General features: G+C 59.5%; 16 protein-coding genes. 5 read left to right on the top strand and 11 right to left on the bottom strand.

What is annotated here, in order from left to right; all coding sequences use genetic code 11:
* Window positions 1–220 precede the first annotated feature (220 nt).
* Window positions 221–1,066, bottom strand: coding sequence for a hypothetical protein (locus tag ACIK7D_RS26025; protein WP_400157933.1), 846 nt, complete (start codon window positions 1,064–1,066; stop codon window positions 221–223).
* 535 nt (window positions 1,067–1,601) lie between these two features.
* Between ACIK7D_RS26025 and ACIK7D_RS26030 the strand changes: the two genes are divergently transcribed.
* Window positions 1,602–2,411, top strand: coding sequence for a hypothetical protein (locus tag ACIK7D_RS26030; RefSeq protein ID WP_400157934.1), 810 nt, complete (start codon window positions 1,602–1,604; stop codon window positions 2,409–2,411).
* A 142-nt stretch (window positions 2,412–2,553) separates the two neighbouring features.
* Here ACIK7D_RS26030 and ACIK7D_RS26035 read toward each other — a convergent pair whose 3' ends face one another.
* Entirely contained in the window at window positions 2,554–5,529 is a 2,976-nt protein-coding gene (locus tag ACIK7D_RS26035) for a Tn3 family transposase (protein WP_400157935.1), read from the bottom strand.
* Window positions 5,530–5,692: 163 nt separating this feature from the next.
* On the opposite strand from ACIK7D_RS26035, the gene ACIK7D_RS26040 reads away from it, so the two are divergent.
* Entirely contained in the window at window positions 5,693–6,280 is a 588-nt protein-coding gene (locus ACIK7D_RS26040; protein ID WP_400157936.1) for a recombinase family protein, read from the top strand.
* A 29-nt stretch (window positions 6,281–6,309) separates the two neighbouring features.
* Here ACIK7D_RS26040 and merA read toward each other — a convergent pair whose 3' ends face one another.
* Genes merA through ACIK7D_RS26060 form a run of 4 tightly spaced genes read right to left on the bottom strand, consistent with a single transcriptional unit; the run spans window position 6,310 to window position 8,739 of the window.
* Window positions 6,310–7,752, bottom strand: coding sequence for a mercury(II) reductase (gene merA / locus ACIK7D_RS26045; protein WP_400157937.1), 1,443 nt, complete (start codon window positions 7,750–7,752; stop codon window positions 6,310–6,312).
* The gene (locus ACIK7D_RS26050; protein WP_400157938.1) at window positions 7,753–8,010 is read right to left on the bottom strand and encodes a hypothetical protein; all 258 of its coding nucleotides are present in this window, start codon (window positions 8,008–8,010) and stop codon (window positions 7,753–7,755) included.
* 11 nt (window positions 8,011–8,021) lie between these two features.
* Window positions 8,022–8,309, bottom strand: coding sequence for a cation transporter (locus ACIK7D_RS26055; RefSeq protein WP_400157939.1), 288 nt, complete (start codon window positions 8,307–8,309; stop codon window positions 8,022–8,024).
* A 16-nt stretch (window positions 8,310–8,325) separates the two neighbouring features.
* Window positions 8,326–8,739, bottom strand: a complete 414-nt coding sequence (locus tag ACIK7D_RS26060) for a mercuric transporter MerT family protein (protein ID WP_400157940.1) — start codon at window positions 8,737–8,739, stop codon at window positions 8,326–8,328.
* A gap of 96 nt (window positions 8,740–8,835) precedes the next feature.
* Between ACIK7D_RS26060 and ACIK7D_RS26065 the strand changes: the two genes are divergently transcribed.
* Entirely contained in the window at window positions 8,836–9,276 is a 441-nt protein-coding gene (locus ACIK7D_RS26065; protein ID WP_400157941.1) for a helix-turn-helix domain-containing protein, read from the top strand.
* A gap of 54 nt (window positions 9,277–9,330) precedes the next feature.
* Here the strand turns inward: ACIK7D_RS26065 and ACIK7D_RS26070 are convergent, their stop codons facing one another.
* The 5 genes from ACIK7D_RS26070 to ACIK7D_RS26090 all read right to left on the bottom strand — a co-directional run bounded on the left by ACIK7D_RS26070 (window position 9,331) and on the right by ACIK7D_RS26090 (window position 12,402).
* Window positions 9,331–9,600: a hypothetical protein gene (locus tag ACIK7D_RS26070; protein WP_400157942.1), complete on the bottom strand. Its 270-nt coding sequence runs from the start codon at window positions 9,598–9,600 to the stop codon at window positions 9,331–9,333.
* Between the two features lie 13 nt (window positions 9,601–9,613).
* Complete coding sequence (locus ACIK7D_RS26075) at window positions 9,614–10,009, bottom strand: hypothetical protein (RefSeq protein WP_400157943.1); 396 nt, start codon at window positions 10,007–10,009, stop codon at window positions 9,614–9,616.
* A gap of 27 nt (window positions 10,010–10,036) precedes the next feature.
* The gene (locus tag ACIK7D_RS26080; protein WP_400157944.1) at window positions 10,037–10,477 is read right to left on the bottom strand and encodes a DUF411 domain-containing protein; all 441 of its coding nucleotides are present in this window, start codon (window positions 10,475–10,477) and stop codon (window positions 10,037–10,039) included.
* 30 nt (window positions 10,478–10,507) lie between these two features.
* The gene (locus ACIK7D_RS26085) at window positions 10,508–11,935 is read right to left on the bottom strand and encodes a multicopper oxidase family protein (RefSeq protein ID WP_400157945.1); all 1,428 of its coding nucleotides are present in this window, start codon (window positions 11,933–11,935) and stop codon (window positions 10,508–10,510) included.
* Window positions 11,936–12,078: 143 nt separating this feature from the next.
* Window positions 12,079–12,402 (bottom strand): hypothetical protein, encoded by a 324-nt coding sequence (locus ACIK7D_RS26090; RefSeq protein WP_400157946.1) that lies wholly within the window; start codon window positions 12,400–12,402, stop codon window positions 12,079–12,081.
* Between the two features lie 240 nt (window positions 12,403–12,642).
* Between ACIK7D_RS26090 and ACIK7D_RS26095 the strand changes: the two genes are divergently transcribed.
* The gene (locus ACIK7D_RS26095) at window positions 12,643–15,198 is read left to right on the top strand and encodes a heavy metal translocating P-type ATPase (protein ID WP_400157947.1); all 2,556 of its coding nucleotides are present in this window, start codon (window positions 12,643–12,645) and stop codon (window positions 15,196–15,198) included.
* A 1-nt stretch (window position 15,199) separates the two neighbouring features.
* The gene (gene cueR, locus ACIK7D_RS26100) at window positions 15,200–15,598 is read left to right on the top strand and encodes a Cu(I)-responsive transcriptional regulator (protein ID WP_400157948.1); all 399 of its coding nucleotides are present in this window, start codon (window positions 15,200–15,202) and stop codon (window positions 15,596–15,598) included.
* Window positions 15,599–15,616 lie beyond the last annotated feature (18 nt).

The raw sequence follows: 15,616 nt of genomic DNA on the forward strand, positions 1-15,616 counted from the left end.
AATCCCCCCGGTGCCAGGACTATACCCGATCAAAAGCAGTTCCTCGACATCACGCGTTCGCAATCCACGAACGAATTTCATTTATCGGGTGTGGTCTTGAGGTTGCATTTGCTGTTGAGGCTTTTCAAAGCCTACGTATGTCGCGTGATACTCGACCCTCGCACGCATAACCGTATCCACGTTCGCCGGCTGTCATCTCGCCAATAGACTTGCAAGAACGCTAGTCGGACCTTTTGAGGTCTGTCGGGATGCCGTAGCCGGCCCCCTGAAAGCGCAGATGTCGTTTGCTCGCGACCGTTCTTTTGGTATCTACGCACGTTCCATCCGGAGCTAGTGAGCTGATGGTCTTTGTCATCTTCTCCGCGACCAGAATGTCGGAATAGCCACCTGGCATGGGGCGTCCCATGGCGAGCGTGCGTTCGGTCGCGTGGAATTCCCCAGCGCAGTTGGTATCCCATTCTCCCTGACTCTCGGCAACGACGAGGTTGTCGAGCACGGGCCTCAAGCCGCTGTCGTCGATGACAAAGAGCCACAGAGTGGTCTCTCCAAAAGGATTCGGCCTTGAGCTTCCCCGACGCTCGATACGCAACCCGAACGCGGTGTCGTCGCGTGAAAGGCGATAGCGCGCTGTGTCGAAGGCGACGTTTGAGACGAAGATGGCGTCGTCGGTGAGAAGGTTTGGAAGCAGCAGCCGCGCCCTGGGCTTGAGACTGTCGCTATCGGCAACGAGGAGTTCGATATCGCCCTCGTTTCCATTATCCGACTGGCTCGTCATGAGAGGAGTCGCGACGAGCATGAGCTCGGGGCGAGCCGGCCAGATCCGGCAGGTCAATCCATGAGGGTTGTCGCCGCCGTCGGCCGGCAAGGCGATGGTTTCTCCTCCGACCTTAAACTCCCGCTCGGAAATTTTTTGCGCCGCAGGGTAGGCTTTGAGGATTATGTCGGGGCCTCGACCTTCACACTCCGTTTCCGCTGGGAGAACCGTCGATGCGGTGAAGGCCAGAACCGCTGACGCGGCCGCGACCGGACCCAGTAGCCGATGCAGGCGAATTGAACGTGACGTCATGATCTACCCCGAACAACCGGCTGGCTGCGGCTGAGATAAAATGCTGAAACAAGCGATGAGTAAATGCCAGTGTCGCTCGGGTCTGAATGAGGTCCTCAATCTTGCTGTCAAGCACTCCGTTCTCCCGGTGTACGTCGTTTTGCCCTTCGTCCAGCCGTCGATCGAAAGATCTCGCATCCTCCGACTCATTTACCGCCCGCTCGGCGGTCAAGGTTTGAATCCGGGAAGCTTTGTTATGTTTGGTCGCGTCCTTGCCTCCCTTCCTGCCAGTTTCAGCTTTGACCAATGCCACCTCAGCCGTTTGTTCATATTGGCTTCGGCGCCCCGAGCAGAACCGATGGCACGATCATGCCTATCCTGGGTAAAGCATCGCTCCGGGTCTCTTTCTTGCCCGTTTCAACGTCTTCCAATTCCGGCGCCGGGTCCGCAGTCATCCAGCGCCCCACCTCCGATGCTACTCCTCCGCAGGTAAATTTCAGTACGACTTGCAACTTTCCGCTGAGATAATATGGTTAACGCGGGTGGGGGGATTCAAATGAGTAGAAGTTCATTTCGAGCTGTGGGGATGCTGGTCTTGTCGTCTGCGCTGAGCGCGTGCGGGACGACCTTGCCCGTTATGGACTACAGTCACAAAAGCGATGAAGATTTCGCACTTTTCGTTCGCTCGATCGCTCAGCATGTCCGGTGCGAACTTCGCCACGCAGTGGCCACGGAATATGCTCCTGAAGACCCCAATAGGAAGCAGCTATACGACTGGGCTGCAAAGATCGCGCTGACTATCAGAGCGTATGACAAGGGCAACTTTAACCCTAATATTTCATGGCTGAATGGCCCCGAAATCTTAAAGACCACAGTCGGCGTTCAGACCGAGGCCAACGGCACTCGCGAAATGACGATGACCTACTACCTGCCGTTCAAGGAGCTTCTCACCTCTCGTGACAGCATCGATGAGGCAGGCAAAAAAATTGATTGCTCGAAGCTGAACGACGAGGTCGAACCGATCGCGGGCAATCTTGGGATCGCCAGCAGTCTCCAGGCTTCCCTTCAGGCATGGGATGGTTTCCGGACGCTGTCCGAGAACCTCGAGGGCGGTCCCTTCGAAACGATCACGCATAAAGTGTCCTTTCAGGTGACAGGCGGCATGTCGGCGACCCCGACATGGACGTTCACCGATGTCACCGTCAATCCGAATCCAAGTATACTGGGCGCGACCCGCACGCGCACCGATGAATTGCTGATCACCATGGGGCCGACCGTGCTGGGGGCGAAGAAGGAGCGCATACCGTCGCCGGCGCTCAACGAAGCGTTTGGCGTCGAGCGGATCAATACACGCAACCGTCAATAGGAGGCTGGGAATGTCCGTGCGAAAAACATGTATGCAGAGCAAGACACAGGCGCTGTCCAGGATTGTGCCTCTCGACGTTCAATCTGGGGGCGGAACAAGAACTGTTCCATCAGACACGCTAAGGCCGAACGAAGTAAGAACATCAAGCGGCAAGTACAAGTCGACGGGGGTGTCTCAAGGGCCTGAACCCTTCTGACATCTGCTGCTCGGCGTCCCAGGAATAGATGCCGGTGAGGTTGATGTGTTCCCAACTCAGCGGGGAGATGTGTTTCAGCAGTTCGTTGGGAATAATTCGGCCTTGCTGGCGCAAATGGGCAGTAGCCCGGCTGAGATAAACGGTGTTCCAGTATACGATGGCGCTCACGACGAGATTGAGGCCGGAAGCTCGGAAGGCCTGACTATCGTAGGAGCGATCGCGGATTTCACCGCGTTCGTGGAAAAAGACGGCGCGCTTGAGCTTGTGGGCGGCTTCGCCCTTGTTCAGCCCGGCTTGGCACCGCCGGCGTAACGCCGGGCTGGAATACCATTCAATCATGAACAGTGTGCGCTCGATGCGGCCGAGTTCGCGAAGCGCTTTGGCCAAATCGCTGGATTTCGATGACGCGGAGAACTTCTTGAGGATCGTTGATGGTGCAACTGTGCGCGTCGTGATCGAAGCGGCAAGATGCAGCAGGTCGTCCCAATGCTCAAGGATGATGCCGGTGTTGATCGGCGCGCCGATATGCTGGGTCAACGCTGGATAGGCATCGGCCTTCTCGAAGGTGTGGAATTTCCGGTCCTTGATATTGCGTAGCCGAGGAGCGAAGCGCTTGCCGATCAGGGAGAACAGCGCAAAGACATGATCGCTGGCGCCACCGGTATCGGTAAAATGCTCTTCGATCTCCAGAATCGTGTCATGGTCGAACAGGCCATCGAGGACATAGACGGCCTCGCTCTCGGTCGGGCTGATCGGCAATATGCCGAAGTAACCGTACTGGTCGGAGAGATGACTGTAGAATTTTGATCCCGGCTCGCTGCCATAGTGCAGGTTGACATCGCCGCGCTTGGCAGCCCGGTCGCTGGCCCGGAAGAATTGCCCATCAGACGATCCCGCTGTCCCATCGCCCCATAACTGCGAATGCGGATGGCGCGTATGCGCATCGGTCACGCAGGCTTGCGCGGCGCGATAGGTCTCGGAGCGGGCGTGGAAACTGCGCATCCAGCCGATCTGGTGCGCGCTGATCCCTTTCGAGGCTCCCGCCATGCGTTTCGGGCCGAGATTCGTGCCATCCGCCAACACCCCGGCGAGCATCGCGGAGATGTTCTGTGGTGCATCGCCCGTCCGGACATGAGTGAACTGGTCGGCAAATCCAGTCCACTCATGCACCTCTCGAAGAAGGTCGGGGACTTCGACCAGAGGATACATATCGCTGATTTCGTCATTTAGATCCTCGACCGCGGCAGGAACGTCGCTCGCCCGCGGCGTCAAGATCAGGGTTCCGGCCTCCAGCCGGACACCCTCAAGCTTTCCGTTGCGAGCACGGTAAGCAAGGCGCTTGAGGTTGAAGTCCATCATTTGCCGGACATCAGCCAGCCATGCAGTACCGTCAGCCTGGACGCCAAGACCAAGCTTGCCTTCTTCTGTCAGCGCGACGAAGGCAGGTTTAGGCATGAGATGTTCGTCTATCGGGCGGAATGAACGGCTGCCGTCTACCCAGATATCGCCCGAGCGCAGCCGTTCGCGCAAAAGAGCGAGTGTCGCAATTTCATAGAGCCGTCGATCTGGCTTGCTTGCTTCGAAGACCAGTTTCCGCTCGGACGGCCCCAAATGGCCGATAGGCAGACGATCGGGCAGCACACGCCGCCCTTCGACATAAAGCATTTTCAGGGTGGCGATCGCCGCAATCAGTGGATCGTGCCGACGGCGCGCGTGGAACGTGAACGCCTGAAGGAAGGCCCCCGCGAACTTGCGGACGTTTGCATGTTGCTCGGCGGCCACCAACAAAGGTGAGGCATTCCCGTCCTCCACCATGGCTTCAAGGCCGGGTTTGATCTGCAGCAGCCGATGCCAGCCGACTTTCCGGTTTATCGTCTCGATCGCATCTTCGTCGGCATCATTGGCAGCCTGCAGAGCTAGAATCGTGTCGAGGAACAGTCGCAGGGCTTTGGATGTTTCCATGCGAGCGTTCATGTGACGCTGCTTTTTCCGGTTGCTGGCCTGCGAGAACAGCCGGCCGATCAGCTTGATGAACATCATCACCGCATCGTCGGTGAGTTTTTGGCCCAGCTTGATGAGTTGCGCCACGATTGTCGCGCGCCTTCGGCTGGCGTTGAAATCACTGGCGAGCCAAGCCGGTGTAGCGTCACCCTCCCGGATCATCTGGTCCCACCGTCCCAAAGGGATTCGGGCCTGCAAACGAGGATCGATTCCGAGTGCGCGCACGAACGCGATGCGCTCTGTCAATCCGACCAGGTTCATTGCTCCCGGAGCGTCCGGAGCCGATCGCAGCCAATGAAAGCGTGTGTGGCCTATCGCCGGATCGACTTCCAAGAGCCGGTCGAGGGCTTCCAGTTTTTTCGCATCAAGGTCCGAGATCAGGGCAGTCTCGGCGCGGCGGCGAGCAATGGCGCGTGCGGCAATACCGATCTTCTCGATGGAATGCTGAGAGGGTAGCAGCGCCTTCCGCTCCCGAAACGCAGTAGTGACAGCCGTGGCGATGGGCAATCCTTTGTCACCCGAGGCGGCAGCTTCGGTCGCGGCAAGAAGGGCCGCTCGACGATCATCTCGGTTCGCGGCATGCAGGCCGAGATAATCCGTCAGGTATCGACTATGGTCAAAACGGGTCTGCGCACGGTGGGCATAGATGGAGTATGAGCCCGGCTCGATACCCAGCTGATCTGCCACATATAGAACGACAGCTGATGGCGGCTCTTCATTTTCACCCAGGAGCCGGCCGGTCTGTCGCATGACGCAGAGCTGGACAGCGAAACCAAGCTTGTTGTGCGGGCGTCGGCGCAATTCGCATTCGAGGCGATCGGCAGCATCGAGTGTGTAGTACCGAATGAGACTATCTTCATCGATGGTGAGACCGAGTAGATTTTGCGCCTCCGTCGCATTGATCAGCTTCCTTCGTCCCACACACCTACTCCTTTTACATTTACGCCGCCCTGAACGGGCCAAGGGTTCCTGTCCGAAAACGAGCGATTCCGTACAGGGGCAAAATGACCTGTCCACAAATTATCTTGACAGGCTTTCGAACAGGCCAGATATTTCGGACAGCCTATTCGGACAAAATTGACCCATGCCACGCACCTTTGCCTATGTCCGCGTCTCCACGACCGGGCAGACCACCGAAAATCAGATTCAGGAAATCGAAGCCGCCGGCTTCCATGTCGAACCACGCCGTATTGTCACCGAAACCGTCTCCGGCAGTGTTGCCATAGCCAAGCGCCGGGGATTTGCCCGGCTGATGGATAAACTCGAAGCCGGGGACGTACTCCTCGTCACCAAACTCGATCGACTCGGCCGCGATGCGATCGACGTGAGCACAACCGTCAAGAAGCTGGAGGAACTCGGCGTGCGGGTGCACTGCCTTGCCCTTGGCGGCGTTGACCTGGCGAGTTCGGCCGGCAAGATGACGATGAACGTCATCAATGCCGTCGCTCAGTTTGAGCGGGATCTGCTCATCGAGCGCACCCAATCTGGCCTCAAGCGTGCGAAGTCCGAAGGAAAGGCCCTCGGCCGACCCGCCCGGCTCAATGAGAAGCAGAAGCGTGATGTGCTTTCTGACCTGGCCGGCGGCATGAGCATCTCAGCCGCCGCCAGAAAATTCGAAACCAGCCGGCAGACCATCATGCGTGTCCGGGATGATGGCTCGCGGTCAGTTTGACGAGAGCGCGAGTAGAGGCGGCCTGTTCCCTATCCGGCGCAGCAGGACAGTTTCTTCACGTCCCGGTCGAAGGTCTGCGCCGCGAGCTTCAGCCCTTCAACGGTCGTCAAATAGGGAAAGATCGTCTCCGCCAGATCGTCGATCGTCAGGCCGCAGCGGATGGCCAATGCAGCCGTCTGAATGCTGTCGGCCCCCTCCGGCGCGAGAATGTGCGCACCAAGAAGTTTCCGGGTCGCCCCGTCCGCCACCAGTTTGACCAGGCCGCGCGTGTCGCGCGCCGCCAGCGCCCGCGGCACGTTGTCGAGTGAGAGGACGGACGTTCGGGCAGCATATCCGGCGGCCTGCGCCTGCGCTTCGGTCAGGCCGACGCTCGCCACCTGTGGGTCGGAGAACACGACGGCAGGCATCGCTGCATTGTCGTAGCGCAGGCTATTGCCGTTCAGCGCGTTCTTGGCCGCAATCTTCGCGCCATAGGCAGCCATATAGACGAACTGATCCCTGCCGGTCACGTCACCGGCCGCATAGACGCCAGCCTTCGATGTGCGCATGCGGTCGTCAACGATGATGGCGCCAGTCGGAGCAAGGTCTACACCGGCCTCGGCAAGACCGAGGCTTTCGGTGTTGGGGTTGCGGCCGGTTGCCACCAGAATCCTCTCGGCCGTCAAGATTTCGGATTGGCCGTTCCGGGAAATGCCGAGCGCAACGCTCCCCTCAGTCGTCTTTCGGACAGACTCGTAGGCGATCCCGCTGACGATCCTGATCCCTTCCTCGGCGAGATAGCCCGCTAGTGCTGAGCCGATTTCGGGTTCGGCCTCAGGCAGAAGCCGACTGCGGAACACGAGGGTAACTTCGACACCAGCCCGTGCAAAGGTCTGTGCGAGCTCCACGCCAATATAGCCGCCGCCGAGCACGATCATCGAGTGCGGCAGCTTGTTCAATGCGAGCGCCGTCGTGCTGTCGAGCGGCGACACATCGGCAATCCCCGGTATGTCCGGCAGCGACGGCCGTGCCCCGGTTGCAATAATGATGCGCTCCGAGGTGAGGCGCTGGCCCGCGACCTCGACACCGCCGTCAACGAGACGCGCCTGACCTTCCCGGTAGACAACATTGTTGTATTCGGGCAGGAGGTCCGCGTACTTCGCCTGACGCAGACTGGAAACCAGAGCGTCTTTCTGCGCGACCTGAGCCGCCCAATCGACCACGCGCGCGCCGCTTTCGATACCATCGAACCGGGCTGCCGCGTCGTTGGCATGCCGCACGGCCTCCGTCGCCCGGATCAGGGCCTTTGAGGGCACACAGCCAATGTTGACGCAGGTGCCGCCGATCGTGCCATGGCCGACGAGAGCCACCTGCGCGCCCTGTTCGGCGGCCGTGATCGCGGCGGAGAACCCGGCTGAGCCGGCGCCGACCACTATAAGATCATAACGGCCGTTGCCCTTCCTGGACGATGGGATGTCGCAAGCTTCACACATTCAATTCACCTTTGTTGTCTTGTCGTTGATCGAACAGCCACCGTTATCGGCCGATGAGGCGGAACGGCTGCGCCGGTAGAAATAGAATCCCGCCACCCCGATCACAGCGAGAACGATCGGGACGACGACGTAGCCGGTCGCTGCCAACCATGCGGAAATTCCAAAGGAGCCCACGGCGACTAAAACAAATGGGGCGGCGCAGCAGAGGACGGCGAGAAGCCCGACATCGCCAAGGCCGATGAACCTTCCATCCGTCATGCTGGGCCTCCCTACGGCGAAACGCTGGAGGGATAGCCAGCATTGGTGGTTGCGGCGATCAGCGCGGCAACATTCGCCTGGCTGTCGTCAAAGCGCACTTTGGCAATTGCCCCGCTGGCCGCCTCCGACACGTCAACCGCAAGCACGCCCGGCACCTTGCCGAGGGCCCGCTTCACGATCGGGCCGCACAGTTCGCAGGTGGCATTGGCGACATTCAAGGTCACGGTCTGCTCAGCGGCAAAAGCAAGGTCACTGGTCAGCAAGGAAGCAGTGAGGGCAATAAGAGGGAACAGTTTCATGGGGCTCTCCGTGGGATCAGGCATCGAGGACAAGGCGGGCGGCGTAGGGAAAACCCACGGCGATGATGATCAGAACCGTTGCGATCCAAAGACCGATCTTGGCGTTGCGATGAGATGACGGGCGCGCGCAGTAGGAGCCCTCGACGCAATCGGCCGCTTCCGGCTTGTGATAAACGAGATAGAAGCCATAGCCTAGGCAGGCGAGCGCGAGCGTGATGAACACAGGCTGGTAGGGTTCGAACGCAGTCAGATTGCCGATCCACGCACCGCTGATGCCGGCGAAGAACAAGGCAAAAGGCACCACGCAACAGGTTGCCGCGCCCAGTGCTGCCACGATGCCGCCAACCGACAGCAGTGCTGCCGGATCAAAGCCTTTTTCGACGGGCTCTGCGGCTGTATTTGCCAGCGTCTGCGTTTCGTCCTGCGCCATCGTTCACATGCTCCCGCAATTGATCTATCGTGACCCTAGCGCCTGTAGCGACTACAGGGTCAAGCGGGAAATTTTGATGAATTTTGCGGGGTTGCGATGAAACAGCTTGAGGACTTTTCGATCGGCGTGCTGTCCGAACGCAGCGGCGTCAACATAGAGACCATCCGCTATTACGAGAAAATCGGCGTCATGCCGAAGCCCGCACGCAGCGCCGCCGGCTATCGCGTTTACGGCAACGACCACACCAGGCGGCTGCATTTCGTGCGGCGCGGCCGGGAGCTCGGCTTCAGCCTCGACGAATTGCGTGGCCTGCTTCGCCTAGTCGATGGGCATGCTTATACCTGCCGGGAGGTTCACGCACTGACCATCGAGCATCTGAAGGATATCCGCCAGAAAATCGCCGATCTGCGGCGCCTGGAGCGGGCCATGTCGGATATGGCGGCCAAATGTACCGGCGACCAGGTTCCCGAGTGCCCAATCATCGACGCTCTTTTTGAGGTGCGCTTAGTAAAGCGGTCTCGCGTAGTTCAAGCTTAGCGTACGATTTCGAGCCGATCCGCGAACGCATACGCGTCGCGGATCGGCTGTGTATCAGCCCTTCTTCTCGGGCGCGGGCGATGCGTCTTTGGGGACGCCAGTGCCATGATCCTTGTCCATGGAGGTCTGCATCATCTTGTTGCAGTTCTCCATCATCTGGTTCATTTGCGTCATCATCCCCATCATGTCGCCGCTGCCCATCATCTCGTTGCCTTTGGGCTGACTGGATGGCGAAGAATTGTCTTGGGCATAGAGAGGTATGGCAAAACCAAGGCCACCGGCAATGGTCGATGCCAGGACAAAGATTTGTAAGGACTTACGCATGGGACTTCTCCTTTCAGTGTTTGCAGCAGCTTTTTCCAGCGACGCGGCTTGGCCCGATAGCTGCTTCGGACGCGGCCTGTGGCTCAGGTAAGCCATTTGAATCGGTCGCGAGTTGAAGTGGGGCAGAACCGGTGATCGATGACGCTGAGGACGCGTCTGCATTGGCCGATCCACTCGACATTTTGTGCATGCAAAGACCAAGTGCACACATGGCCAGACATGGCAACGCGGCCAGAAGCAGCGGCGCGATACCTGCCGCGACCAGCCAATTCCACTTGAAGGCCAGTCCGAGGATGAGGACAAGTGCGCCGAGGGCGAGCAGAAACCGGCGATTGCTGAGCAATGAACGCAGGGTATTTGACCCGACGGGTGGTCTGAGGATTTGTGCAGTTTTGATTGGTAGGGTCATCGAGGATCTCCTCTTAGAAGTCACAAGTTATTCGACGGCGTAGACCGTCGGGGCTTTGCCGTCTTTGGTGAAGGCGTAGATGGTGAACGCTTCCGTCTTTGTGCCACCCATGCCGGGCGAGCCCATCGGCATGCCAGCGAGCGCAATGCCGGTGATGGCCGGGCGTTCGGTCAGCATTTTCTTAACGACATCGACAGGAACGAAACCGTCGACGACATAACCGTCGACCATGATGGTGTGGCAGCCCTGCAATTGTTCAGGCACGCCTGCTGCCGTGCTGACTTGCGTCAGGTCGTTGGTTGGCTTGAGCTCGATCTTGAATCCGCTCTGTTCAAGATAGGCCGCGTAGGTCTCACAGCAGCTACAAGTCGGGTTTTTATACATCACCGCCTGGATCGGCGCGGCAAGAGCTGGCAGCGGCAACGCAATTAAGGTGGCGAGGGTTGCAAGGCGAAGGGTGAGTTTCATGTCAGTCTCCATCGGTGAAGGGTTCAAGAATCAGGCGATGCGAAGGACGGTCATCAAACCGGCCATCTGGTGGTCCATGACGTGGCAATGCAGCATCCAGTCGCCAGGATTGTCGGCGACGAAAGCGCATTCCACGATGTCCTTGGGCGCAAACAGGATCGTGTCTTTCCATTGACGATGTGGGACCGGCGAGCCATTGCGTGTCAGGACCTTGAGGCTGTGACCGTGAAAATGCATTGGATGCCACCATGCGGTTTCGTTGCGGATGGTGAGGACGACGCTACGACCACGCTGGATCGTGAACAGAGGTGGCATGCCGGCCTGTCCGTCCCCGGTCATCGACATGCCATCAATGGCCCACGCGGCCGGGCCATCCATGCCGGACATGCCACCTACGCCGCTAAGTTTGCCGCCGCCCATCATGCCGCCTTGCAGCGTGATCTCGTGGTGCTCCGCAGTTGCAAGATCCGGCTCAGGCAGAGGGTTTGGTGGCAGACGAAACGCGACATCGAAGGGATGGGCGCGGACCGGCGCTCCTTCGGCATAGCCAAGCATCGTCAAGGTGTAACCGAGACCGTCATAAAAATCGTCGGTCACTGCGTAACTGCGTCCGGGTTCGCCCTGCATGTCGAGCAACACATCGACACGCATGGCCGGACCGAGGAGGACACGTCCATTCTCCGGTTCATGCGGATCGCAGGGCTGTCCGTCGACCGCTACGACAACGGGGCGGTGCCCCTCGAAACGCAGCGCCATCAATCGGGCGAGCGATCCGTTGACGAGGCGCAGCCGTACCCGCTCGCCGGCTCTGACCGGCTGGTCGGCCGGTACGGCTCCATTCAACGTCACTATATTGCCGACCCGACCGGACATCGCCGCTTCCATGTGGTTCCCGAAACCAGCCGCAATCTGGCCGTCCGAGTTCAGTCTCCAATCCGAGAGCATCCATAAAATGTCGCGGTCTACCGGGACAGGAACCTGCTCTTCAACGATCAGGACACCGGCAAGTCCACGGCCGAGCTGTTCCAGGCTGTTGGCATGCGGGTGATACCAGAACGTGCCGGCGTCGGGCGGCGTGAACTCGTAGGTGAAACGTTCAGCAGGTTTGATTGGCGCCTGGCTGAGGCCCGGCACGCCGTCCATGGCTATCGGCAGTCTGATGCCGTGCCAATGCACCGTGGTCTCCTGCGTAAGCTGGTTCTCGACGACGATGCGGACAGGGTCGCCCTGGCGCAAGCGCAACACGGGACCAGGCACCTTGGTGTCATAAGCCCACACTTCGGTGTATGGGTGGGTTTCGCCGGTTAACGGCACCCGCGCCGGAACTGCGGCAATCCGAAGCTCCCGGATGTCCGCCGAGCGCGCCGGCCACGAGTGCAAAAGGCCCGCAGCGGCAAGTCCGCCGCCCGCGAGGAGAAAGCTCCTGCGCGAGATATGGAAATTGGTATTGGTAAACACTTTCGATCCTTCCGCGATCTTCGATAGGGAACGAGACGCGTCGGCCGATGATTGCCTGAGGACCCTTCAAAAGGTCCCTGCGCACTGAAGCGCCCGAACGCGTTCAGACGCTCGCATCAACCGTCAAATCGGTCGCTGCAGCGTCAGCCGAGATCGATGGATCGAGGGGGATAAGGATCAGGAGGAGCTGTGCTCCCGAACAGCAAAGCAATTTTTGGGGGGAGAAGCTTGGTGCCGACCAAGGAAATCGTTGTCTGCCCGACATGCGGGAACACGACGGATACGGGTGAGACGCAACCGACCGTGCACACCATCGGCTTGCTCTTGTCGGAATGGCCACCGTCACAATCATGGCAATCGCCGTAAACAGCGGCGCTCATATGAGATGAGGTCGCCATCTTCACCGCCATGTCACTTGCGCCAACCACAGACGCGCTTAGACCCAGCGTCACGAAGACCGCCAGCATCACCGCAAATATCCGTCGTATCGACCAGTTGTTCATAGCAAGTATAGAATGGTGCCAAATCTGGTCAAAATCAAGGAGGTCAGTGATGGCCCCTGCAAGTTTCGCGGAATAGGAACATTATCCATTTTAGCTGCGGCCAACACAATTATTTGATCTCGAATTGCCTGTGATCGCCTCTTGACCTTACCCTCGTTGGAAGCCTTATCTTTTCTTGCGATCAACCGGATTGGAGTGAATCCCATGGTCTCCCTGATCGCATCCAACGAGAGAAGTTCGACCGACGGCGCTAGGCCCCGCTCCTTCTCCCTTTTTATCAAAGGCATGAATTGCGCGTCCTGCGTCAACCGGGTGGAGAAGGCCCTCTCCATCGTTCCAGGGGTGCGTTCCGCGACCGTCAATCTCGCGACCGAGCATGCAAACGTCACCTTTTCCGAACCGGCCGACGTGAATGCTGTTGTTCGGGCCATCAAGGATGTTGGCTATGAGGTCGGAACCGAGAACATCGATCTTTCGATCGAAGGGATGAGTTGCGCCTCCTGCGTCAACCGGATCGAGACGGCTCTTAAGACCGTTCCAGGCGTTTCCGACGCTGCGGTGAACCTCGCGACCGGAAAGGCCACGGTGAAGGCCGTATCCGGCACGATTGTCATTGCCGATCTCGAAACAGCTGTCGCCGGCGCTGGCTATACCGCTCACCGTGTGGTCCTGGATGAAACGGTCGATCAGGAGGCCGACGCCCGCGAACGCGAAGCGCGCGGTCTGAGGCGGGCCGTTCTGCTTGCCGCTCTCCTGACCGTGCCCGTCGTTGCTCTGGAAATGGGCGCATATCTCATCCCGGCGATCGAGGCCTTTGTCCTCAGTTATCTCGGCCTGCAGGCAAGTTGGTATCTCCAGTTCGTGCTGACGACGATCATTCTGTTCGGGCCGGGTCTGCGCTTCTTCCAGAAAGGCCTTCCTGCGCTTTTGCGCCGTGCACCCGACATGAATTCCCTGGTCGCGCTTGGTACAGGGGCGGCTTGGCTGTATTCGGTCGTGGCCACGTTCGTGCCAGGCCTGCTGCCTGAGGGCACGCGGCATGTCTATTTCGAGGCGGCGGCGGTAATCACCACCCTGATTCTGCTCGGGCGCTATCTGGAAGCGCACGCCAAGGGCCGCACCAGCGAGGCGATCAAACGGCTGATGGGCTTGCAGGCCAGGACAGCGAGGATTCAGCGCGACGGCGAAACACTCGAAGTGCCGCTCGAGGAGGTCAGGGTCGGCGATCTCGTTCTGGTTCGGCCAGGCGAAAAGATCGCTGTCGACGGCGAAGTGACAGAGGGGGCGTCCTTCGTCGACGAGTCGATGATCACTGGCGAACCAATGCCTGTCGGCAAAAAGCCCAACGATACGGTCGTTGGCGCGACGATCAACAAGACAGGGTCGTTCTCCTTCCGCGCTACAAGGGTCGGCAGGGACACCGTGCTGGCCCAGATCATCCAGATGGTGGAGCGTGCACAGGCGGCGAAACTACCGATTCAGGCCTTGGTCGACAAGGTCACGGCCTGGTTCGTGCCGGCGGTGATGGCTATCGCGGTGATTACCTTCCTCGTCTGGTTCGGCTTTGGCCCCGACCCGGCGCTGACCTTTGCTCTGGCGGCGGCGGTGACCGTACTGATCATCGCCTGCCCCTGCGCCATGGGGTTGGCGACGCCAACCTCTATCATGGTCGGTATCGGCCGTGGTGCGGAAATGGGTATCCTCTTCCGCAACGGCGAAGCGCTGCAGACGCTGCGCCAGGTGGAGGTAATTGCGCTTGACAAGACCGGCACGCTGACCAAGGGCCGGCCGGAACTGACCGACCTTGTGACTGCGAACGGTTTTGAGCGTGACACGGTTCTGGAACTGGTCGCCGCCGTTGAGACCCGCTCGGAACATCCGATCGGCGAAGCCATCGTGGACGCGGCCAAGGAGGCTGGCCTTGCGGTTGGCACGCCCGAAGCGTTCGAAGCGATTCCAGGGTTTGGGGTCAGCGCCACAATCGGCGGCCGCGCGATCGCGGTCGGGGCAGACCGGCTGATGGTCCGGCTCGGGATTGGTATCGAGCATCTTTCAAGTGTCGCGGCGCGGCTTGGCGATGAGGGTAAGTCGCCACTTTATGCGGCAATCGACGGACAATTGGCGGCGATCCTGGCGGTGGCCGATCCGATCAAGCCCACAACGCCAGCGGCGATCGAAGCGTTGCATCGGCTCGGTCTGAAGATCGCGATGATCACCGGTGACAACCGGCGCACGGCCGAAGCCATTGCCCGACGGCTCGGGATCGATGAGGTCGTGGCCGAAGTCCTGCCGGACGGCAAGGTGACAGCGCTGCACCGGTTCAGGGAACACGGACGCAAGGTGGCGTTCGTCGGTGATGGCATCAACGACGCACCGGCTCTTGCCGAGGCCGATGTGGGCGTTGCCATTGGCACCGGTACGGACGTGGCGATAGAGAGCGCGGATGTGGTCCTGATGTCAGGCGAACTGACTGGAGTGCCCAATGCGATCGGCCTTAGCCGGAGCACGATGAGCAATATCAAGCAGAACCTGTTTTGGGCCTTCGCCTACAATACGGCATTGATTCCGGTTGCGGCCGGCGTTCTTTATCCACCCTTCGGCGTACTGCTGTCCCCCATGCTCGCCGCTGCGGCGATGGCATTTTCGAGCGTCTTCGTCGTCACCAACGCACTGCGGCTCAAGCGATTCCGCCCGACCATCGAGACCGGCGCAATAAACAATGACATCAAGTCGATCGAGGCTAAGCCCATAGGAGGCTGACATGAACATCGGACAAGCAGCAACCGCTTCGGGCATACCGGCCAAGATGATCCGGTATTACGAAGAGACTGGCCTTATCCCGGCCGCCAGCCGCACCGAATGCGGCTACCGTGCCTACGACACGAAGGATGTGCAAACGCTACGTTTCATTCACCGCGCCCGTCACCTGGGGTTTTCGATGGAAGATATCCGTCAACTCCTCTCCTTGTGGCAGGACCGCCACCGGACAAGCGCGGACGTGAGAGCGCTGGCCTTAGCACACATAACCGGCCTGGATCTGAAGCTCGAAAATCTTCAAACCATGCAGCGAACCCTCAAGCACCTTATCGCGCATTGTGAGGGCGATGATCGTCCGGATTGTCCGATCCTGGATGATCTGGCGAAAAAGGCACGGCATTGAAATGCAAATTCGCTGAAT

This window comes from Agrobacterium sp. P15N1-A, from assembly GCF_044626815.1.
GTDB lineage: Bacteria > Pseudomonadota > Alphaproteobacteria > Rhizobiales > Rhizobiaceae > Agrobacterium > Agrobacterium leguminum.